This is a genomic window from Paraburkholderia graminis C4D1M (assembly GCF_000172415.1).
In the GTDB taxonomy this organism is placed as follows: domain Bacteria; phylum Pseudomonadota; class Gammaproteobacteria; order Burkholderiales; family Burkholderiaceae; genus Paraburkholderia; species Paraburkholderia graminis.
Genome location: NZ_ABLD01000014.1, coordinates 135,047 through 156,236 on the forward strand (window position 1 = coordinate 135,047; position 21,190 = coordinate 156,236).

The window sequence follows — 21,190 nt, forward strand, 5'->3', positions numbered from 1 at the left end:
TGTGAACCTGCCGACCAATGCGCCTGGCGCCGAAGCGGTCAACGAGAGCGGCGACTTCGCGTCAGACCGCATCCTCGCCCGCATTGGACAACTGACACGTACGCTGCGTGATTCGATGCGCGAGCTCGGGCTCGACAAACACGTCGAGCGCGCGGCGGAAGCCGTACCCGATGCACGCGACCGTCTGAAGTACATCGCGAACATGACCGAGCAGGCCGCCGAGCGCGTGCTGTCCTCGATCGACATCGCGAAACCGATTCAGGAGCAGTTGCAAAAAGACGCCGGCGAACTCGACGCGCGTTGGGAGCAATGGTATTCGGCGCCGATCGAACGCGCCGAAGTGCGCGCGCTCATGAACGACACGCGCGAGTTTTTGCGCGGCGTGCCCACGGCGACCACCGCGACCAACTCGCAGCTCATGGAGATCATGCTCGCGCAGGACTTCCAGGATCTGACCGGCCAGGTGATCAAGAAGATCACCGACGTCGTGTATCTGATCGAGCAGCAGTTGCTCGGCGTGCTCGTCGAAAACATCGCGCTCGAGCGGCGCGAACAGTTCGCCGCGCATGCCGCGGCCCTCGTCGCGGAAGTCTCGCCGACCGGCAGCCCGGAGCATCTGCTGAATGGGCCGCAGATCAATCCGGAAGGCAAAACTGACGTGGTGCAGGATCAATCGCAGGTCGACGACCTGCTCGCCAGCCTCGGTTTCTGAGCGGCCCTCGCCCTCGCGGCGCGCGGCCGAACAGTATGAATAGCAAGCCGCGCTCCTGCGCGCGCGTGCTGTCTCTGGACACAAACCGCAGGCATACTATGGGGTCAATGAGCGGCGCGGCGTGACGGTGAACGCTGTCACCGGAGGCTTGCATCGTGAGGTTTTCCTCGAGAATGCGGCCCCTCCGCGCCCTATGATTTGCCTAAAACGCAGCCGGTTCGCAGCACGCGCAAGCCGGCCAGCAGTCAGGGAGGAGTCTCGTCATGCGCAGTCGTGTACGCCGCGCCGGTCTGGTTACGGCGCTTATGTTGTCCTGTTCGTTGTCGGCCGTGCCGTCCGCTCACGCGGCGCTCGGCGGCGCCCCAATGACGCCTCCGGCGGACGCGTCGGTATCCGCCCGCACCTTGCAGCCCTCGAGCGCCGTGATTCGCTCCGCATCGGGCGCGGCTTCTTCCGCTTCGGCTACGGCGTCGTACACCGTGCGTGAAACCACGCTCGGCAACGGCACGGTGGTGCGCGAATATCTCACCACTGACGGCACCGTCTTCGCCATCACCTGGCGCGGCCCGCAAATGCCCGATCTGAACGAACTGCTCGGCAGCTACTTTCCGCAGTACGTGGCCGGCGTGAAGGCGGTGCGCGCCGCGCGCGGCGGCGCACGCGGCCCCGTTGCGGTCGATCAGAGCAGCCTCGTTGTCCAGTCCGGCGGCCATATGGGCGCGTTCAGCGGCCGCGCGTGGCTGCCGCCCGCGCTGCCTGCCGGCGTCAGCGGCTCCGACATCCAGTAACGAGGACGAACGATGCGAACCATGCACATTGCGAAGAAACTCAAGGACTGGACTCAGGTTGTGGCAACCGTCGTGCTGGTGTCGGCGCTCGCCGCGTGCGGTGGCGGCGGCGATAGCGGCTCCAGTTCCAGCAGCGGCTCGACCGGTTCAACCGGCGGCTCGACAGGCGGCTCCGCGGGCGGCAGTTCGTCGAGTGGCTTGCCGCCCAGCCCGACGCAGCAGCCGATCGCCGCGACTGCCGCAAACACGGTCGCGATCACGGTGGCCCACGGCGTTACCGGCGTCATCAACATTCCCACGATCAGCGTGACGGTGTGTGTGCCCGGCACCGCGACGTGTCAGACGATCAACAACATTCAGGTCGACACGGGCTCGTTCGGTCTGCGCATCGTCAATTCGGCGCTGAATTCGACGATGCAGGCCGGCTTGCCGATCAGCACGTCGACAAGCGGCGGCCAGCTCGCCGAATGCGCGACTTTCGCCGACGGCTACACGTGGGGCAGTGTGCGCACCGCGACCGTGACCATCGGCGGCGAAACGACGACTGCGGCTGTTCCGTTGCAGATCATCGGCGACAAGCCCGCGAGCACGACGCCGTCGGCGGGTTGCGGCAGCGGCTCGGCGGAGAACACGGCGAACGATCTCGGCGCGAACGGCATCATCGGCATCGGCACCGCGCTTTACGATTGCGGCTCGACCTGCGCGAACGCGTCCACGGCTGCGACGTACAGCAATTACTTCTCGTGCCCGGGCGGTACATCTTGCACGCGCACCGCGGTTCCGCTCGCGAGCCAGGTCGCCAATCCGGTCGCTAAATTCCCCGTCGACAACAACGGCGTGATCGTACAAATGCCGCCCATCGGCGACAACGGCGCGGCTTCGGCCACCGGCACGCTGGTATTCGGCATCGGCACGCAGTCGAACAATGCGCTCGGCTCCGCGCAGACCTTCACCACCGACGGCGCAGGCGACCTGACCAACAGCGTGTTCAACGGCAACACGGTCACGGCGTTCCTGGATTCGGGCTCAAACGGCTATTTCTTCAACGACAGCTCGCTCACGCTGTGCGGCAGCAACTTCTCGGGCTTCTATTGCCCGTCCGGCGCGCAGACCCGCTCCATCACGCTGGTCGGCCAGAACAGCGTGCAGGCGGTGGCGAATATCGGCATCCAGAGTGCGTCGACGCTATTCGGTAACGGCACCAACTATGCGTTCAACGACCTGGCCGGTCAGATCGGCGGGCTCGCCGCGTTCGACCTCGGTTTGCCGTTCTTCTACGGACGCCACGTTTATCACGGCTTCGACCTGCGGCCGACCGGCGGCACCCAGGCGCCGTTCGTGGCCTACGCAAGCTAGTCTGCGGCAACGCAACGCCTGAAGGCTCTCCACGGCGCCCGCGCTCAACAGCGCGGGCGTTGTTTTTTGCGGCGGCGCGCGGTTTCGCGCGCCGCTTGTCCATCCGCCGAAAAGCCCCGGTTTCTCCTTCCTTATCCGCCGATCGGTGCTTGCGCCGAGCGGGAATAATCGCTCTCACTGGAAAGAGGCGCAGTGCCTCGCCCAACCGGAGAGCTTTGTGGCAGAGGAAAGCGACCTCGAAAAAACCGAATCAGCCACCCCTCGGCGCTTGCAGAAAGCGCGCGAGGAGGGGCAGATCGCGCGTTCGCGGGAGCTTTCGACGTTCGCGCTGCTCGCCGCCGGCTTTTTCGGCGTGTGGGGCATGTCGGACAGCATCGGCGAGCATTTGCAGGCGATGCTGCGCGCGGCGTTCACGTTCGACCACGCGGGCGCTTTTGAAACGCACCGCATGATGATCGGCGCGGGCGCGGCGAGCCGCGAAGGGCTCTACGCCTTGCTGCCGATTCTCGCCGTCACGGGCGCGGCCGCCTTGCTCGCGCCGATGGCGCTGGGCGGCTGGCAACTGTCGACGAAAGGCCTCGAGCCCAAGTTCGAACGCCTGAATCCGATCGCCGGCCTCGGCAAGATTTTTTCGATCAACGGACCGATCCAGCTCGCCATGTCGCTCGCGAAGACGCTGGTGGTGGGCATTATCGGCGGCACGGCAATCTGGAACCGGCGCGAGGAGATCCTCGCGCTCGCCACGCAGCCGCTGCATCTCGCGCTCGCCAACACCGTGCATCTGATCGCCGTGTGCTGCGGGATGACGGTCGCGGGCATGTTCGTCGTCGCCGCGCTGGATGTGCCGTATCAACTGTGGCAGTTCCACAAGAAACTGCGCATGAGCAAGGAAGAAGTGAAGCGCGAGCATCGCGAAAGCGAAGGCGATCCGCACGTGAAAGGCCGGATTCGCCAGCAGCAGCGCGCGATTGCCCGCCGCCGCATGATGACGCAGGTGCCGAAGGCCGACGTCGTGGTCACGAACCCGACGCATTTCGCGGTCGCGCTGCAATACACGGACGGCGAGATGCGCGCGCCGAAGGTCGTCGCGAAGGGCGTGAACCTCGTGGCCGCGCGCATTCGCGAACTCGCTGCCGAAAACAACGTGCCGCTGCTGGAAGCGCCGCCGCTTGCGCGCGCGCTGTATCACAACGTCGAACTCAATCGTGAGATTCCCGGCCAGTTGTATGGCGCGGTCGCGGAAGTGCTCGCGTGGGTGTACCAGTTGCGGCGCTTCAAGACCGAAGGCGGCGACGTGCCGGTCGCACCGACCGAGCTCGAAGTGCCCGCGGAACTCGACAAGGGCGGTGTATCGGATGAAGACGCCGATCAGGAAGCCGCCGACACGCTTAACCCTGCTAACGAAGACGGAGCCTCCGCATGAACGCTCGCGCCGGTTTCCTCGCTCGACGGCCCGATGCCTTGAGCGGCACCAATTTACGCGCCCTCGCAGGCCCGGTGCTGATCTGCATGATCCTCGGCATGATGATTTTGCCGTTGCCGCCGTTCCTGCTGGATCTGCTGTTCACCTTCAACATCGCGCTTTCCGTGATGGTGCTGCTCGTCAGCATGTACACGATGAAGCCGCTCGACTTCGCCGCTTTCCCGAGCGTGCTGCTGTTCTCGACGTTGCTGCGGCTCTCGCTGAACGTCGCATCGACGCGTGTCGTGCTGCTCGAAGGCCATACCGGTCCTGACGCCGCGGGCCAGGTGATCGAGTCGTTCGGTCACTTCCTCGTAGGCGGCAACTTCGCGGTCGGTATCGTCGTCTTTATCATCCTGATGGTCATCAACTTCATGGTGATCACCAAGGGCGCGGGACGGATCGCGGAAGTGTCCGCGCGCTTCACGCTCGACGCGATGCCCGGCAAGCAGATGGCGATCGACGCCGACCTGAACGCCGGTCTCATCAACGAAGAGCAGGCGCGCAAGCGTCGCGCGGAAGTGTCGCAGGAAGCCGAGTTCTACGGCTCGATGGACGGCGCGAGCAAGTTCGTGCGCGGCGATGCGATCGCCGGCTTGCTCATCATGGTGATCAACATCTTCGGCGGGTTGATCGTCGGGATGGTTCAGCACGGCATGGACTTCGCGTCGGCGGGCAAGAACTACACGCTGCTGACCATCGGCGACGGCCTCGTCGCGCAGATTCCGTCGCTCGTGATTTCGACGGCCGCGGGCGTGATCGTGTCGCGTGTGGCAACGAATGAAGACATCGGCACGCAACTCACCGGGCAGCTTTTCACGAACCCGCGCGTGCTGATGATCACCGGCTGCATTCTCGTGCTGATGGGTTTGATTCCGGGCATGCCGCACTTCGCGTTTCTGATTCTCGGCGGCGGTCTGATCCAGCTCGGCCGCACGATGAAGAAGCGCGCCGAAGAGCGCAAGAACACGACGGCGCTCGTCGACGTCGCGCCGGCCGCGGTCACGCCGGTCGAGAACGCCGAAGCAAGCTGGGACGACGTGACGATGATCGACACGCTCGGCCTCGAAGTGGGTTACCGGCTGATTCCGCTCGTCGACAAGAATTCGGACGGCGAACTGCTCAAGCGGATCAAGAGCATCCGCAAGAAGTTCGCGCAGGAAATCGGCTTCTTGCCGCCCGTCATTCATATTCGCGACAACCTGGAGTTGCGGCCGAACGGTTATCGGATCGCGCTCAAGGGCGTGGAAGTGGGCGTCGGCGAGGCGTATCCGGGCCAGTGGCTCGCGATCAATCCGGGCCAGGTTTCCGCCGCGCTGCCGGGCACGCCGACACAAGACCCGGCGTTCGGCTTGCCGGCTATCTGGATCGACACGAATCTGCGCGAACAGGCGCAGGTGTACGGCTACACGGTGGTCGATTCGAGCACGGTGGTCGCGACGCACCTGAATCACCTCGTGGTCACGCATGCGTCCGAACTGCTCGGCCGCCGCGAAGTGCAGGCGCTGCTCGAGCGGATGCAGAAGGACACGCCGTCGCTCGTCGACGATCTGGTGCCGAAGACGCTGCCGCTCACGACGCTGCAAAAGGTGCTGCAAAACCTGCTCGAAGAAGGCGTGCCGATTCGCGATCTGCGCACGATTCTCGAAGCACTGTCCGAACATACGCCGAAGATCACCGACGCGCACGATCTCACCGCCGCCGTGCGTCTTGCGCTGGGCCGCGCGATCACGCAGCAGTGGTTCCCCGGCACCGGCGACATGCAGGTGATGGGCCTCGACTCGAATCTCGAACGCGTGCTGTCGCAGGCGCTGTCGACGGGTTCCAACCCTGGCCTCGAGCCCGGCCTCGCGCATACGCTGATGACTGAGACGCAGAAGGCGATGAGCCGTCAGCAGAACATGGGACTTGCGCCGGTGCTGCTCGTGCAGCACGCATTGCGGCCGATGCTCGCGCGCTTCCTGCGCCGCAGCCTGCCGCAGTTGAAGGTGCTGTCGTATGCGGAAGTGCCCGATACGCGCAACATCAAGGTCGTGAATCTGATCGGCGCGCACGGTTAACGCGCGATCCGGCTTCACGTTCCAGTTATCGGTCGGCGCCTGTGGGCGCCGGTTTTCATTTCCGCGCCTGACTTTTCGCACCGCTCATGCATGGGCGAGTCCATGCTTCGCTCGCAAGGCACGCTCGCACGCGGGGCGGCGTCTTGTGCCGACGTGAGCGCGTTAATCGCGGCGTGCGTCCATCGTCCGAATTACCCACGTTTAACGGCCTTTATCCACCGATCGTCGGTCGAGGGCTTTCGCAATAATGATCTCAATGGGAAGCGGTGTGTTGCCGGTCCGTCAGTCCGTTTACCTCATCGGGGGTCCAGCTTGAACATTCGTAAATTTATCGGTGCCACCAGTCGCGACGCACTGCGTCTCGTGCGCGAAGCACTGGGCGCCGACGCGGTCGTGCTGTCCAATCGAACCATGGACGACGGCAGTGTCGAGATCGTCGCATTGGCCGACAGCGACCTCGCGGCGATCACGCCGAAGGCTCCGCGCGCCGATGCGAGCGCAGCGCACTCCGCATCGACGAATATGGTGGCCGCGCAAGCCGCTCCGCGCGCGATGTCCGCGGCTCAGCCGATGCAGGCCAATCCGTACGCGAGCGGCATGCCGGACGTGTTCTCGTCGGTGTTCGGCGCGAGCCCGGAAGCCGGGACCGAGACGGCGGGCGGCTTCGCCGACCCGGCGCTCGCAGGCGGCCACGATGCGCAGCCTGCCGCGAGGATCGTTCCGAGTGCGGCGATGAATGCCGCCAAGCCGTCCGCCGCACAGGTCGACGCGCGCAAGGGCGCATCCGCGGCCACGGCCGCGGCGAATACGATGAACACGACAGCGGCGGCCGCGAAGCATTCGCCGGCGCCGCAATCGCAACAGATCCACGTCGGCCAGCCGAGCGCGCGCGCCGCAGCCGCGCGTTTGAACGACGACATGCGCGCCGATCTGCTGAAGGCTGCGGGCGTGCCGTCCGCATCCGCTGCCTCGGCCTCCGACGTCGACGGGCCGCGCACGATGGCCGAGTCGAATCCGTGGCTGATCGATCACGCACGCCGCATCGCCGGCGAGCACGAATCGCACGGTGAATACGCCGCGCGTCCGGCAGCGATCACGCCGGCCGCCGCGATGGCCAGGGGCCTCGGCGCTGCCGTCGAACCCGGCCGCGCCACTGCACAGCAAGCGGACAACACGCCCGATTGGGCTCGCGAAGCCGCACAGGTGGCCGCGCGCCGCGCTGCGCAGAAATTCGCGCCGTCGCCGTCTTCGTCTTCATCGCCGTCCACGTCTTCTACCGACGACGCGCGCACGCCCGCTGGCGTCGCCGAAGCGATCAAGGCGCGCATGGAGCAGGTCGTCAAGGAAACCGTGATGAGCGAGCTTTCTTCGCTGCGCGGCATGATGGAAGAACAGTTCGCGGGCCTCATGTGGGGCGACCGCCAGCGCCGCAATCCGTCGCACGGTGCGCTCACCAAGCATCTGTTCGCCGCCGGTTTCTCGGCGCAGCTCGTGCAGATGATGGTCGACAACCTGCCTGAAGACGTCGACAACATGGACGACGGCATGGACTGGGTGCGCTCGGTGCTCGCCTCGAACCTGCCCGTGATGGAAGACGAAGACACGCTGATGGAACGCGGCGGCGTCTTCGCGCTGATGGGCCCGACGGGCGTCGGCAAGACCACGACCACCGCCAAGCTCGCCGCGCGCTGCGTGATGCGCTTCGGCGCCAGCAAGGTTGCATTGCTCACCACCGACAGCTACCGGATCGGCGGCCACGAACAACTGCGCATTTTCGGCAAGATTCTCGGCGTGTCGGTTCACGCGGTGAAAGACAGCGCCGACCTGCAACTCGCGCTCTCCGAACTGCGCAACAAGCACATCGTGCTGATCGACACGATCGGCATGAGCCAGCGCGATCGCCTCGTCTCCGACCAGATCGCGATGCTGAGCCGCGCCGGTCAGCCGGTGCAGCGCCTGTTGCTGCTCAACGCAACGAGCCACGGCGACACGCTCAACGAAGTCGTGCAGGCGTATCAGCGCGGGCCGGATCAACAGCCGCTCGCCGGCTGCATTCTGACCAAGCTCGACGAAGCCACCAACCTGGGCGGCGTGCTCGATACGGTGATCCGCTACAAGCTGCCGGTGCACTACGTGTCGACCGGTCAGAAGGTGCCGGAAAACCTGTACGTCGCGACCAAACGCTTCCTGCTCAAGAGCGCGTTCTGCATTCCGCGCGATCACTCGCCGTTCGTCCCGCATGACGACGACGTGCCCGCGTTGCTCTCCGCGCTTTCCGCGCGTTCGACCGCCGAACTGCATGAGGTTCGCTTTGGATAAGCTCGTCCCCGATCAGGCAGAAGGACTGCGGCGCCTCCTCGCGCGCAGCGGCTCGCGCGTGATTGCGGTGACCGGCGGGTCGATGGGCGCGGGCTGCACGACCACGGTGATCAATCTCGCCGCGGCGCTCGCGCAGCAAGGCAAGGACGTGCTCGTGCTCGACGAGCGCACGGGCGAGAAGTCGGTGAGCGCGCTCGCCGGCAGCGTGCGCGGCGCGGGCAATTTTGTCGCGGTGATGCGCGGCGAGATGACGCTCGACGACGCCGCCACGCGGCATCCGCTCGGCTTCTCGGTGCTGGCCGCCGCGCGTGCGCATCGCGAGAGTTATAGCGCGGCGCAGTTCGGCGTGCTGCTGCATGGCTCGGCCGACGTCGTGCTGATCGATGCGCAACTGGATCAGCAAGGGCACCTGTCGGCGCTCGCGATGCAGGCGCACGACGTGATGATCGTCACGCGCATGGCCGCTCAGGCGATCACCGACGCATACGCGTGCATGAAGCGCCTGCACTACGCGCACGCGATCGCGCAGTTTCGCGTGCTGGTGAATCACGTGCAGAGCGTGGAAGACGCTCACACCGCTTTTGCAAACCTGGCCGGCGTGGCCAGCCGCTACCTCGCGGTGGCGCTCGAAGACGCCGGTTGCATTGCCGCCGATGCGCGGATGGCGCGAGCCGAAGAGTTGTCGCGTTGTGTCGTCGACGCATTTCCGTCGACACCGGCTGCGCGCGATTTCCGGCACCTCGCAGCCGAATTGCAGTACTGGCCGATGCGGCCAGCGATGTCGTCGCAAACGCCGTGGATGGCGCCTGCGACAGTTTCAGCGGCGCAACACGCCGACCAACCGTCTGCGCAGCACGCCTGAGTGGCGGCACAAGGACAAGGGGAGCACGATGTATAACGCTCAGGGAAAGATTTCCCAAGCCGATGTTTTGACGAAGTACGCACCGCTCGTGCGTCGGCTCGGCTTGCAGCTCGTGGCCAAGATGCCGGCCAGTGTCGATCTGGACGATCTGATCCAGGCCGGCATGATCGGCTTGCTCGATGCCGCGAGCCGCTATAAAGAAGATCAGGGCGCGCAGTTCGAGACCTACGCGAGCCAGCGGATTCGCGGCGCGATGCTCGACGAATTGCGCAGCAACGACTGGTTGCCGCGCAGCTTGCGGCGCACTTCGCGAGAAGTGGAAACGGCCGTGCACAAGGTCGAGCAGAATCTGGGCCGCTCGGCGAGCGAAACGGAGGTTGCCGAACACCTGCAAATGCCGCTCGACGAGTATCAGTCGATGCTGCAGGACCTGCACGGCAGCCAGCTGATCTACTACGAAGACTTCGACCGTTCCGCCGACGACGAACCGTTTCTCGACCGCTATTGCGTCGATCACTCGGACCCGCTTTCGGCCTTGCTCGACGACAGCCTGCGCTCGGCGCTCGTCGAGGCGATTGACCGCTTGCCGGAACGCGAGAAGCTCCTGATGTCGCTCTATTATGAGCGCGGCATGAACCTTCGCGAAATCGGCGCGGTGATGGAAGTCAGCGAGTCGCGCGTATGTCAGCTACACAGCCAGGCAGTGGCGCGTTTGCGCACGCGCCTGCGTGAAATGGCCTGGGCCAACGCCGAGGCGACGTGAGCGGCCGCCTCGCGCCGATGTATAACGAGGCGTAACAACGCAATAGCGAGGCAATAGCGTTACCGGTTGTGTGCCGGAGAATTTGCAAAGCGAGGGCGTTGCACACGCCGTTGCACGCGCCCGTTGCATGCACCTTCTCAAGCGTCCGCCATTTCGTGCTCGGCCGCGAGCGCGAGAAAAGCGGAACGCGACATGCCGTGCGCCTGCGCGTATTTGTCGATCTCATGCACCAACGCCTCGGGTAACGAGATGTTGATGCGCACCGCCTTCTTGAGCGCGGGAATGTTCCGGGTGGTCACGAAGCCCCACGTGAAACCCGCGTAGTCAGGATTACGCCGATGCTCGTCCAGCGTCAGTCTTTCGGGAATCGGCAAGCCTTCGTCGAGCAGCGTATCCAGATGCGCCTCGATCGCTTCTTTCGCGTTCGCGTAAGCCTCTTCCAGCGTGTCTCCCGCCGAATGACAGCCCGGAATATCCGGCACGACGACGCCGAACGCGTGCTGTGCGTCGCCCGCCTCGATGCCGACCGGAAAGATCAAGTTTTTCATTTCAGCCCTGCCTGTTTCAAGATGCTGTTCAGCGTGCCGGGCGGAAGATCCCTTTTTGGATGAGGGATGGTCACGAGCCCGGCTTTGAATGCGTGCCGGAAATGGTGATGGCTGCCCGATATTCGGATTAGCCGCCAACCGGCCGCGTGAATCAGTTTGACTACCTCGCCGCTGTTCATACTGCACTCCTCGTATCATACACACGATTACACAACCTCGCTAGAGTGGAATTTGCTGCCGTGGGTGACGGCGCCTGGGAAACGGGCGCAAACGGCACCGCTGCTGGAGCAAAAACCTCGTTGGGGAAAAGGAAGATTTGATCGCTTGCGGCGGACTAATGCCACCTGGCCGGATGGCCAACGTGCAAGGAGAAGGCGAGCGCGAGTGCGCGAGGGGATTGAAAAACGAAAGGGCTCGTCGTGGCGACGAGCCCTTTTTGATGATTTGCTAATGTGGCGTGACGCGGTTGGCGTTGGCGTGACGTGGCCTGCCTCACCCTAGCCGTGGCTAGCGTTGGTCACGCTGAGGCTGCACCGCGCTCCCGCGCGCCGACAGCGTCGCCGGAAAACGCAGAGGCCTGAAGCCGGGCGGGATCTAAACCGCCGCTGCCCGCGCCGGAATACGACCATCCGGGCCATAGAAGCCGGCCTTCTTCGGCACCACCACCTGCAATGCTTCCAGCGCCCGCTGGTTGTAGTCCATGCGCACGCGAATCAGCTCACCGTTGTTCGTATTGGCGCGGCGCGCGCGTTCGGCGGCTTTTTGCAGCAGCGACCATTGCGCGGCGAGCCGCTCGTCCGTGCTGGCGGCGAGTTCCATGCCGGCCCAGCCGCCCGGAAAACCCATGCCGGCGAGCAGTTCGTCGCGGCGGGCCTCGAGCTGCGCGAGCTCGCCGATCAGCGCGGTCTTTTTCTCGATGACCGAGGGCAGCAGTTCGACCGGCGACAAGGCAGTAAGCGCCTTCGTCTCCAGCGTCAGAACCGAGGCGAACGCCTCGACGGCGGAATACTCTTCGATGAGGGTGGCAAGCAGGGCGTCTTTCATCTCAACAACTCGCTGAAAACGGCGGCTCGCGCTGGATTTGCGAGCCGGGTTTGTCGAACGCCGCCCGGCCATTCACCGTACTTCGATGCGTCGATTAATTGCCGGTCGACGAGGATTTGTTCTGCAACAGTTCGCGCGCGGTGCTCAGCACGCCGTCGGCGATCTTGCCGGAGTCGATCTGGAGCGTGCCGTCCTTGATGGCCTGCTTGATCGACTCGACGTGCGCCGTGTCGATGTCGGCCGAGCCGGACGCCGCGAGGCTGCGCAAATGCTGCGACAGACCCGACAGGCTGACGCTGGCGTCGCCCGAGCCGCTGGAACTGGTTTGCGAGGCAGTGCTCGCGGTCTGCGCGCCGCTGTTCGCGGGCGCCGCGTCGCCTTGCTGCGGGCGGGACACGGCATCTTTCAACGTCGGCAGATTCGACTTGGTTTGGGAATCGACTTTCACGATTGGCTTCCTCTACGATTTGATTCTGATAACGGCAAGCGTCGATCAAAACTTTAGCGCAATCGCTCCAGCTTTTTCCTTGTCTATCAAGACGATCCGGCCCTGATACGGGCGGCGCGGCGCAAACGCTCGCCACGCGCGGATCGTTGTGTTTCACAGTTGAATCTCCACCGTCGAACCGTCCTTGACGATGCCCGAGATGACCTGGCCGTTGGCGGTCTTCACGCGAACCTGCTGACCGGGCGACGCGTTGTTCATCGCGCTGCCTTCCGCCGAAATCGCAAAACCGTCGCCGGCCGCGACGACGCGCACGGTTTGTCCGATCGATACCGCCGACGCGCTTTTCAGCATGTCGCGGCGCAGCGGCATGCCGGCGGAAACGCGCGTCAAAGTGACCGAGCCGAGCGCCTGCGACGGGTCGGTGACGATGGCCTGCGGCAAGCCCGTCAGATCGCCCTCGCGCGCGACGAGATCGGCGGCGGTGAGGACTTCACCGGCCGACATCGCGCGGCTCGCGAGGTAATACGTGGCGTGCAGCGAAACGCGCGCCTGCAGATAAATCGTCCACGGACGCTGGCCCGCGCAGCGCACACCGACGGTCACGCGGCCCCACAGGCGCGCGCCGCTCGGCATGAACGGCTCGAGCATCATGCAAGCCGCGAGACCGCGCGGAAACGCGGGGGCGACCGTGATGTCCACCTTGCCCGGCAATCCCGCCGATTGCTGTTGCAGGAACGCAAGCGCGACGGCCCGGATCGCTTCGGGGTCTTGCTGGCCGGGGAGCGGCGCGGGTTGCGCAGCGGCAGCCGCAATCGTAGTCGCAGCCGTGCGCGGATTCTGCTGCGCGGGCGCGGATGCGACCGTTGCCGCTGGCGCAACCGCTGATGCAACGGCCCGCGTCGCCGACACGCGAGCAGCCGCAGTATTCGTGGAATTCGCCGACGCTTTAGAGCGCTGCGCGACCGGTTTGCCGTCCGCGCCGAACTGCGGCGGCTCGCCGCGCGATGCGAGCGTTTCGAAGCCGTCGTTCACCGAGGAGTCCGCCGATGCCGCAGTTCCCGAAACACCGACCGCTGCGCGGCTCATCGCGCTCGACGGCGCATTGACCGCGACCGGCTGAACGCCCGCGGCGTCTCTCGCGCTATTCGTCGACGGCGCTGGCGTGACGACAACCGGCACGACGCGGCGCGAAGCCTGCATCGCATTAATACTGACGTTGGCGCGCGCGGGCGCGTCGGTCGGACTTGCCGTATCGCCAAGGTTCGCCGAACCGCCACGGCCCGGCGCGGGAATAGTAACGACGCCGTTTGCATCCGGCTTGAAATTCGTGCGAATCATCTGCGGCGCGGCAGGCGTTTCGCCGGCGCCCGCAATGACAATAGAGCCGCTCGCATTAGCGGCGCGCGCGAATGGATCGGCGTCGCGGGTCGACGGGCCACGGCCCAGCGATTGCGCGGTGGCCGCGGCGAGCGTGGCCGCCGAGCCCGTGCGTTTTGCTGGCGTCGCCTGCATACGTTCTGCAAGCGCGGCGAGCGCCGCCGGGTTCTGTTCGTTGGGACCGGCAATCACGATCGGGCCGTCCGCCTCGCCAGCATGCGCAGCATTCGCGAACAGCGCGACGCCGCCAGCCACAGACACCGCCAGCGACGACCCCACCACAAGTCTCGTAACCACGCGCAACACGGCCGCACTCATGCGATGCCCCGCCGCGCTTCTTGCGCGGGGCGTCGGATCGAAAGTGGGCTGGTCCATCGCGGTTCTCCATCGAATGCATTCGGTACGCCTTGCATTCTATTGAGCGTGCCCTTTGCGCAAACGTTGAATAGAAGCCCCCTTTCCCGGTTATTCGTCCGATTGCTGCTTGCGTGCCGCCCATAAGATGCACCTCATGCAAAAAGGCTTTCCCGCTCGATGCAGCCCTCACGCGAGGTGCACGGGAAGCCTCGGGACCGTTCTCCGGAGATTCTTATGCTGGACAAACTCGATGCCGAATTCGCCTTTGGACGTGAAGCGCTCGATGTGCGCGCTTACCGTCAGGAGCTCCTGTCGTCGAACATCGCCAATGCCGACACGCCCGGCTACAAGGCGCGCGACGTCGACTTCGCTTCGTCGCTTGCGGGCGCGCTGAAAAAGACCGGCGCGGCCGGCCACACCGCGTCCAACACCGCGACGCTGCCGCTTGCGCAACCGGCCGGCGTGACGAGCGGAATGTCGATGGCGGCGACCGCGCAGGGCCACATGTCCGGCAAGTCGACGTTGAGCCCCGCGGGCGGCTCGCCCGACGACTACCGCAATCTGCAATACCGCGTACCGACGCAACCGGCGCTCGACGGCAACACCGTCGACCTGGACACCGAGCGCGTGCAGTTCGCGGACAACACGTTGCACTTCGAATCGGGCATGACGGTGCTGTCGAGCCAGATCAAGACGATGCTGTCGGCGATCCAGTCGGGCTCGTAAGCGGCTAACGGCCGGATAACGGTCCGCACGCAAAGCAACACGCAGTACGCAAGAACAATCGCTACGGGAACTCATTTGAAGCCGGCTCTAACCGGCAGGAAAGGTCAGCAAACATGCCTTCTTTGATGAACATATTTGGTGTTGCAGGCTCCGCGATGTCGGCGCAGTCGCAACGGCTCAACGTGACGGCGTCGAACCTCGCCAACGCCGACAGCACGACCGGCCCGGACGGTCAGCCGTACAAGGCCAAGCAGGTCGTGTTCGGGGTTGCGCCGATTGGCGGCGCGCGCACGGGCTCCGGCCAGCAGGTCGGCGGCGTGCAGGTCACCGGCGTGGTCGACGACCCGACGCCGATGAAGACCGCCTACGACCCCGGCAATCCGGCGGCCAACGCAGACGGCTACGTCACGCTGCCGAACGTCGATCCGGTGCAGGAAATGGTGAACATGATTTCGGCGTCGCGCTCGTACCAGGCCAACGTCGAGACGCTGAACACCGCCAAGACCCTGATGCTGAAAACGCTCACGATCGGAACCTGAGGAGAGCCCCTTGACCACCAGCACCACCATCGGCAACAACGGCACGACCGTGTCGCAAACGCTGCTCGATACGATGAACGGCACGAACAGCGCGTCCAGCTCGAGCAGCTCGACGAGTTCGACGTCCGGCACGTCCGGCACCTCGGCGACCGATCTGCAGAACACCTTCCTGAGCCTGCTCGTCGCGCAGTTGAAGAACCAGGATCCGACCAATCCGATGGACAGCTCGCAGATGACCTCGCAGCTCGCCCAGATCAACACCGTGTCCGGCATCAGCCAGTTGAACACGACGTTGAGCTCGCTCGCGACGCAGATGTCGGCAGGCCAGCAGTCGCAAGCCGCGCTGCTGATCGGCTCGACCGTGCTCGCGCCGGGAAGCTCGGTGTCGGTCGCGAGCGGCAAGGCCGGCGCGTTCGGCGTGCAACTCGCCAATTCGGTGAACGACCTGCAAGTCGTCGTGAAGAACTCGGCGGGCCAGATCGTCAAGACGATCGATCTCGGCAAGCAGTCCGCGGGCACGATTCCGGTGGGCTGGACGCCGACCGACTCGGCCGGCAACGCGCTGCCCGACGGCAACTACACGATCAGCGCGGTCGGCACGATCAACGGCCAGCAGGCCACGGCTACCACGCTCGCAAGCTCGACGGTGCAAAGCGTCGTCATGCAGAGCAACGGTACGCCGGGCCTCGTGCTGTCGAACGGCACGACGGTCGGGCTGACCAACGTGGCCGCCATCCTCTGATCCAGATTCAGATTCAGTCAGTTACGACTTTCCAGACACGGAGACCGTCATGGGTTACCAACAAGGTTTGAGTGGTTTGTCCGCATCGTCGAGCGATCTCGACGTGATCGGCAACAACATCGCCAACGCGAATACCGTTGGCTTCAAGAGCGGCGCGGCGCAATTCGCCGACATGTACGCGAATTCGGTGGCGACGGCCGTGGGCAACCAGATCGGCATCGGCACGAAGCTCTCGGAAGTGCAGCAGCAGTTTTCGCAAGGCACGATCACGAGCACGAACCAGGCGCTCGACGTCGCGATTAACGGCAACGGCTTCTTCCAGTTGTCGAACAACGGCTCGCTCGTGTATTCGCGCAACGGCGTGTTCCAGCTCGACAAGAACGGCTTCATCACGAACGCGCAGGGCCTGCAACTGATGGGCTATGCGGCGAACAGCACGGGCGTCATCAACACTGCGCAGACCGTGCCGCTGAGCGTGCCGACCGCGAACATCGCGCCGAAGGCGACCACTAACATTGCCGCCGGCCTGAACCTGAATGCGCAAGACCCGCTGATGCTCGGCACGCCGAGCGTCACCGCGGCCACGACGAACGCGGGCACGCTGACCACGCCTGGCGCGACGATTACCAACACGGCGTCGGGCACGAACAAGGACAACTACACCGTCACGTTCACCAGCGCGACGGCCTACACGGTGACCGACACGACGCTCGGCACCTCGACGACCGGCACCTACACGGCCGGCTCGCCGATCTCGCTCGGCAACGGCCAGACGGTCACGTTCAACGGCGTGCCCGCGACCGGCGACAGCTACGCGATCGCGCCGACGCCGGTGGCCTTCAACCAGAACAGCTCGTCGACGTATAACTACTCGACCAGCACGACGGTCTACGACACGCTCGGCGGTTCGCAGACGGTCAACATGTATTTCGCCAAGACCGCGGCCGGCACGTGGGACGTGTACGCCGGCGTGTCGACGGGCACGGCGTCGCTCGTGGGCCACGCGAACTTCAATTCGTCGGGCACGCTGCTCGGCACGACCGACGCTTCCGGCACGGCGACCACCACGCCGTACGTGTTCAACTTCTCGGTGCCGACCACCGACGGCTCGGCAACGCCCCAGGCGCTGACGCTCAACATTGCCGGCACCACGCAGTATGGCGGCAAGGACGGCGTGAACTCGCTGCAGCCCGACGGCTACGCGGCCGGTACGCTGACGAGCTTTACGATCGGCGCCGACGGCACGCTGACCGGCAACTACTCGAACCAGCAGACCGCGGCGCTCGGCCAGATCGTGCTCGCCAACTTCTCGAACCAGAACGGTCTCGTGAACCTCGGCAACAACGAATTCCAGCAGACGTCGCAATCGGGCGTCGCGCAGATTTCGGCGCCGGGTTCGACCAATCACGGCGTGCTGCAAGGCGGCGCGGTCGAGAACTCGAACGTGGATCTGACGAGCGAGCTGGTGGACCTGATCACCGCGCAACGCAACTATCAGGCGAACGCGCAGACGATCAAGACGCAGCAGACCGTCGACCAGACGCTCATCAACCTGTAAGCGAGCAGGACGGACCCATCATGGATCGGCTGATCTACACCGCGATGTCGGGCAGCACACAAGCGCTCGAACAGCAGGCCATCGTTGCGAACAATCTGGCGAACGCGTCGACCACCGGTTTTCGCGCGCAGCTGGCGACTTTTCGCGCCGTGCCGATGTCGTTCGGCGACGGCAGTTCGATCAACGACAACACCACGCGTACCTTCGTGCTGTCGTCGACGCCGGGCGCGGACTACACGCCCGGCCCGATCCAGCAGACGGGCAATCCACTCGACGTCGCCATCGAAGGGCCGGGTTGGCTCGCCGTGCAAACCGCCGACGGCAACGAGGCCTACACGCGCGCCGGCAATCTTCACGTCGACCAGAACGGCCAGCTCGTGAACGCCACGAATCAGGTGGTGCTCGGCAACGGCGGGCCGATCTCGGTGCCGCCGGGCGCGCAGATCACCATCGGCCACGACGGCACCGTGACCGCGCTCACGCCCGGCGATCCGCCGACCGCCGTGGTGACGATCGATCAGCTCAAGCTGGTCAATCCCGATCCGCAAACGCTGACGCGCGGCGACGACGGCCTGTTTCGCACCGCCGACGGCAATCCCGCCGACGCCGATCCGGCCGTGGCGGTCGCGCCGGCATCGCTTGAAGGAAGCAACGTGAATCCGGTTAGCGCGATGGTCTCGATGATCACCAACGCGCGCCAGTTCCAGATGCAGACCAAGCTGCTGGAAAGCGCCGACAAGAACGATCAGTCGGCTAACCAGTTGCTGAGCTTTAGCTAACGGGCCGCTCACGCGCCCCTGGAGAGAGAAAGAATATGAATCGCTCACTTTACATCGCCGCTACCGGCATGAATGCGCAACAGTCGCAGATGGACGTGATCTCGAACAACCTCGCGAACGTCAGCACCAACGGCTTCAAGGGCTCGCGCGCGGTGTTCGAGGATCTGCTGTATCAGACCGTCCGCCAGCCTGGCGCGAACTCGACGCAGAACACCGAACTGCCGTCCGGCATCCAGCTCGGCACGGGTGTGCAGCAGGTCGCCACCGAGCGTCTGTACACGCAGGGCAATCTGCAGCAAACGGGCAACTCGAAAGACGTCGCCATCAACGGCCAGGGCTTTTTCCAGGTGCAGATGCCCGACGGCACCACGGCCTATACGCGCGACGGCTCGTTTCAGACCAACGCGCAAGGCCAGCTCGTCACGTCGAGCGGCTACCAGGTGATCCCGGCGATCACGGTGCCGACCAACGCGACGTCGCTGACCATCGGCAGCGACGGCGTGGTGTCGATCACGGTTGCGGGCTCGACCAACAGCCAGCAGCTCGGCTCGATGCAGATCGCGACCTTCATCAACCCGGCCGGTCTCGACGCCAAGGGTGAAAACCTGTTCGCGGAAACGGCATCGTCGGGTGCGCCGAACGTCGCGCAGCCTGGCCTGAACGGCGCGGGCACGTTGAATCAGGGCTACGTGGAAGCATCGAACGTGAACGTGGTGCAGGAACTGGTGAACATGATCCAGACGCAGCGCGCTTACGAAATCAACAGCAAGGCCGTGACGACGTCCGACCAGATGTTGCAGACGCTTAGCCAGATGCAGATTTAACGCGGTAGCCAGCAGGAATTAACAGGCGGTAATCAAGATGTCGTACTTCACTCGTAATCCGGTTCGTTCGCGCATGGCCGCGGCGCTCGTGCAGCTCACGCTGCTCGCCGCGCTCGGCGGTTGCGGCCTCGTGCCGAAGCAGCCGATCACGCAGCAGCCGATGACGGCCATGCCGCCGATGCCGCCGCAAGCGCAGTCGCCCGGCTCGATCTACAACCCGGGTTACGCGGGCCGGCCGTTGTTCGAAGACCAGCGGCCGCGCAATGTCGGCGACATCCTGACGATCGTGATTCAGGAAAACGTCAACGCGACGAAGTCTTCCGGCGCGGGCGTGAACCGCAACGGCACGACGAGCTTCGACGTGCCGACCGCGGGCTTCCTCGGCGGCCTGTTCGGCAAGGCGAACCTGAGCGCGAGCGGCGCCAACAAGTTCACCTCGACAGGCGGCGCTAACGCGTCGAACACGTTCAACGGCACGATCACCGTGACGGTGACCGGTGTGCTGCCGAACGGCAATCTGATGGTCAGCGGCGAAAAGCAGATGCTGATCAACCAGGGCAACGAGTTTGTGCGCTTCTCGGGCGTCGTCAATCCGAACACGATCTCGAACCTGAACGCCGTGTACTCCACGCAGGTGGCCGACGCCAAAATCGAATACTCCGCGAAGGGCTATGTCGACGAAGCGGAGAACATGGGCTGGCTGCAACGCTTCTTCCTTAACGTGTCGCCGTGGTGATCATGGGTACTGTTTCATTCCGCTTCTCAGCGCTTGCCGGCAGGATCGGCCGGACGCTCGCCTTCGTCGCGCTCGCGTGTGCGGCGCTGCCGGCGGCGACGCCCGCTCATGCGGAGCGTCTGAAAGACCTCGTGCAGATCCAGGGCGTGCGCGACAATCCGCTGATCGGCTACGGCCTCGTCGTCGGTCTCGACGGCACGGGCGACCAGACCACGCAAACGCCGTTCACCACGCAGACGCTCGCCAACATGCTGGCGAACCTCGGCATCTCGATCAACAACCAGGCGGCCGGTTCGAGCAACCAGCAATCGTCGCTGTCGAACATCCAGTTGAAGAACGTCGCGGCGGTGATGGTGACGGCGGTGCTGCCGCCGTTCGCGCGTCCGGGCGAACAGATCGACATCACGGTGTCGTCGCTCGGCAATGCGAAGAGCCTGCGCGGCGGCACGCTTTTGCTCACGCCGCTCAAGGGCGCCGACGGCCAGGTGTACGCGCTCGGCCAGGGCAATCTCGCGGTCGGCGGCGCGGGCGCAAGCGCGAACGGCAGCAAGGTGCAGGTCAATACGCTGGCGGCGGGCCGCATTGCGGGCGGCGCGATCGTCGAGCGCGCGGTGCCGACCTCGGTGTCGCAAGCGGGCACGATGCAGCTCGACCTGAATGAAATGGACTACGACACCACGCAGCGCGTGGTGGCCGCGGTGAACAACGCATTCGGCGGCGGCACGGCGACGGCGCTTGACGGCCGCACGATTCAACTGCGCGCGCCGAGCGATCCCGAGCAGCAGGTCGCCTTCATGGCGCAATTGCAGAACCTTGATGTGAAACCGGCGCAGCAGCCGCGAAGGTGATTCTCAACGCGCGCACCGGCTCCATCGTGATGAACCAGATGGTCACGCTGCAGAGCTGCGCGGTCGCGCACGGCAATCTGTCGGTCGTGATCAACACGCAGCCGGTGGTGAGCCAGCCGGGCGCATTCTCGAACGGCCAGACGGTCGTCGCGAAGCAGTCGCAGATTCAGATGAAGCAGGACAACGGCGCGCTCAAGATGGTGACGGCCGGCGCGAACCTCGCCGAAGTCGTGAAGGGGCTCAACGCATTGGGTGCGACGCCCGCGGATCTCATGTCGATCCTGCAGGCGATGAAAGCGGCGGGCGCTCTGCGCGCCGACCTGGAAATCATCTAAGGAAGAC

Annotated in this window: 20 protein-coding genes and 1 pseudogene; 16 read left to right on the forward strand and 5 right to left on the reverse strand. The window is 64.9% G+C overall.

Annotated features, from left to right (window positions below):
• The first annotated feature begins 1 nt into the window (after nucleotide 1).
• The 8 genes from cheZ to BGRAMDRAFT_RS21420 all read left to right on the forward strand — a co-directional run bounded on the left by cheZ (nucleotide 2) and on the right by BGRAMDRAFT_RS21420 (nucleotide 10,322).
• Complete coding sequence (gene cheZ / locus BGRAMDRAFT_RS21385) at nucleotides 2-712, forward strand: protein phosphatase CheZ (protein ID WP_006050906.1); 711 nt, start codon at nucleotides 2-4, stop codon at nucleotides 710-712.
• Nucleotides 713-975: 263 nt separating this feature from the next.
• Nucleotides 976-1,500, forward strand: coding sequence for a DUF2844 domain-containing protein (locus BGRAMDRAFT_RS21390; RefSeq protein WP_006050907.1), 525 nt, complete (start codon nucleotides 976-978; stop codon nucleotides 1,498-1,500).
• A 12-nt stretch (nucleotides 1,501-1,512) separates the two neighbouring features.
• The gene (locus BGRAMDRAFT_RS21395; protein WP_006050908.1) at nucleotides 1,513-2,856 is read left to right on the forward strand and encodes a DUF3443 domain-containing protein; all 1,344 of its coding nucleotides are present in this window, start codon (nucleotides 1,513-1,515) and stop codon (nucleotides 2,854-2,856) included.
• 217 nt (nucleotides 2,857-3,073) lie between these two features.
• A complete protein-coding gene (gene flhB / locus BGRAMDRAFT_RS21400; protein ID WP_006050909.1) occupies nucleotides 3,074-4,279 on the forward strand; it encodes a flagellar biosynthesis protein FlhB in 1,206 nt (401 codons plus the stop codon).
• Complete coding sequence (flhA, locus tag BGRAMDRAFT_RS21405) at nucleotides 4,276-6,378, forward strand: flagellar biosynthesis protein FlhA (protein ID WP_006050910.1); 2,103 nt, start codon at nucleotides 4,276-4,278, stop codon at nucleotides 6,376-6,378. The genes flhB and flhA overlap by 4 nt, the downstream gene beginning before the upstream one ends.
• Nucleotides 6,379-6,690: 312 nt before the next feature.
• Nucleotides 6,691-8,697, forward strand: a complete 2,007-nt coding sequence (flhF, locus tag BGRAMDRAFT_RS21410) for a flagellar biosynthesis protein FlhF (protein WP_044021572.1) — start codon at nucleotides 6,691-6,693, stop codon at nucleotides 8,695-8,697.
• Nucleotides 8,690-9,559 (forward strand): AAA family ATPase, encoded by an 870-nt coding sequence (locus BGRAMDRAFT_RS21415; protein ID WP_006050912.1) that lies wholly within the window; start codon nucleotides 8,690-8,692, stop codon nucleotides 9,557-9,559. The genes flhF and BGRAMDRAFT_RS21415 overlap by 8 nt, the downstream gene beginning before the upstream one ends.
• Nucleotides 9,560-9,587: 28 nt before the next feature.
• Nucleotides 9,588-10,322 carry an RNA polymerase sigma factor FliA gene (locus tag BGRAMDRAFT_RS21420; RefSeq protein ID WP_006050913.1) on the forward strand — a complete coding sequence of 245 codons (735 nt, stop codon included), beginning with the start codon at nucleotides 9,588-9,590 and terminating at the stop codon, nucleotides 10,320-10,322.
• 137 nt (nucleotides 10,323-10,459) lie between these two features.
• On the opposite strand, the gene BGRAMDRAFT_RS21425 is transcribed toward BGRAMDRAFT_RS21420, so the two are convergent.
• The 5 genes from BGRAMDRAFT_RS21425 to flgA form a co-directional block, all read right to left on the reverse strand.
• Nucleotides 10,460-10,870 (reverse strand): type II toxin-antitoxin system HicB family antitoxin, encoded by a 411-nt coding sequence (locus tag BGRAMDRAFT_RS21425; RefSeq protein ID WP_006050914.1) that lies wholly within the window; start codon nucleotides 10,868-10,870, stop codon nucleotides 10,460-10,462.
• Nucleotides 10,867-11,049: a type II toxin-antitoxin system HicA family toxin gene (locus tag BGRAMDRAFT_RS33835; RefSeq protein ID WP_006050915.1), complete on the reverse strand. Its 183-nt coding sequence runs from the start codon at nucleotides 11,047-11,049 to the stop codon at nucleotides 10,867-10,869. Before BGRAMDRAFT_RS33835 ends, BGRAMDRAFT_RS21425 begins: the two co-directional genes overlap by 4 nt.
• Nucleotides 11,050-11,464: 415 nt before the next feature.
• Nucleotides 11,465-11,914: a flagella synthesis protein FlgN gene (locus tag BGRAMDRAFT_RS21430; RefSeq protein WP_006050916.1), complete on the reverse strand. Its 450-nt coding sequence runs from the start codon at nucleotides 11,912-11,914 to the stop codon at nucleotides 11,465-11,467.
• Nucleotides 11,915-12,008: 94 nt separating this feature from the next.
• Nucleotides 12,009-12,362, reverse strand: a complete 354-nt coding sequence (gene flgM / locus BGRAMDRAFT_RS21435) for a flagellar biosynthesis anti-sigma factor FlgM (RefSeq protein WP_006050917.1) — start codon at nucleotides 12,360-12,362, stop codon at nucleotides 12,009-12,011.
• Between the two features lie 153 nt (nucleotides 12,363-12,515).
• Nucleotides 12,516-14,114: a flagellar basal body P-ring formation chaperone FlgA gene (gene flgA / locus BGRAMDRAFT_RS21440; RefSeq protein ID WP_006050918.1), complete on the reverse strand. Its 1,599-nt coding sequence runs from the start codon at nucleotides 14,112-14,114 to the stop codon at nucleotides 12,516-12,518.
• Nucleotides 14,115-14,330: 216 nt separating this feature from the next.
• Between flgA and flgB the strand changes: the two genes are divergently transcribed.
• The 8 genes and pseudogenes from flgB (at nucleotide 14,331) to BGRAMDRAFT_RS21480 (ending at nucleotide 21,183) form a co-directional block, all read left to right on the forward strand.
• On the forward strand, nucleotides 14,331-14,822 hold the full coding sequence (flgB, locus tag BGRAMDRAFT_RS21445) for a flagellar basal body rod protein FlgB (RefSeq protein ID WP_006050919.1): 492 nt from the start codon (nucleotides 14,331-14,333) through the stop codon (nucleotides 14,820-14,822).
• Between the two features lie 113 nt (nucleotides 14,823-14,935).
• On the forward strand, nucleotides 14,936-15,361 hold the full coding sequence (gene flgC / locus BGRAMDRAFT_RS21450; RefSeq protein ID WP_029970946.1) for a flagellar basal body rod protein FlgC: 426 nt from the start codon (nucleotides 14,936-14,938) through the stop codon (nucleotides 15,359-15,361).
• Nucleotides 15,362-15,371: 10 nt separating this feature from the next.
• Nucleotides 15,372-16,103, forward strand: a complete 732-nt coding sequence (gene flgD / locus BGRAMDRAFT_RS21455) for a flagellar hook assembly protein FlgD (RefSeq protein WP_006050921.1) — start codon at nucleotides 15,372-15,374, stop codon at nucleotides 16,101-16,103.
• A gap of 49 nt (nucleotides 16,104-16,152) precedes the next feature.
• A complete protein-coding gene (locus BGRAMDRAFT_RS21460) occupies nucleotides 16,153-17,661 on the forward strand; it encodes a flagellar hook protein FlgE (protein ID WP_006050922.1) in 1,509 nt (502 codons plus the stop codon).
• A 20-nt stretch (nucleotides 17,662-17,681) separates the two neighbouring features.
• Nucleotides 17,682-18,440, forward strand: a complete 759-nt coding sequence (gene flgF, locus BGRAMDRAFT_RS21465) for a flagellar basal-body rod protein FlgF (RefSeq protein WP_006050923.1) — start codon at nucleotides 17,682-17,684, stop codon at nucleotides 18,438-18,440.
• A 35-nt stretch (nucleotides 18,441-18,475) separates the two neighbouring features.
• The gene (flgG, locus tag BGRAMDRAFT_RS21470; protein ID WP_006050924.1) at nucleotides 18,476-19,264 is read left to right on the forward strand and encodes a flagellar basal-body rod protein FlgG; all 789 of its coding nucleotides are present in this window, start codon (nucleotides 18,476-18,478) and stop codon (nucleotides 19,262-19,264) included.
• Between the two features lie 37 nt (nucleotides 19,265-19,301).
• Nucleotides 19,302-20,000, forward strand: coding sequence for a flagellar basal body L-ring protein FlgH (gene flgH / locus BGRAMDRAFT_RS21475; RefSeq protein WP_006050925.1), 699 nt, complete (start codon nucleotides 19,302-19,304; stop codon nucleotides 19,998-20,000).
• Between the two features lie 2 nt (nucleotides 20,001-20,002).
• Nucleotides 20,003-21,183, forward strand: a pseudogene (locus BGRAMDRAFT_RS21480) (flagellar basal body P-ring protein FlgI).
• The last annotated feature ends 7 nt before the right edge of the window (nucleotides 21,184-21,190 follow it).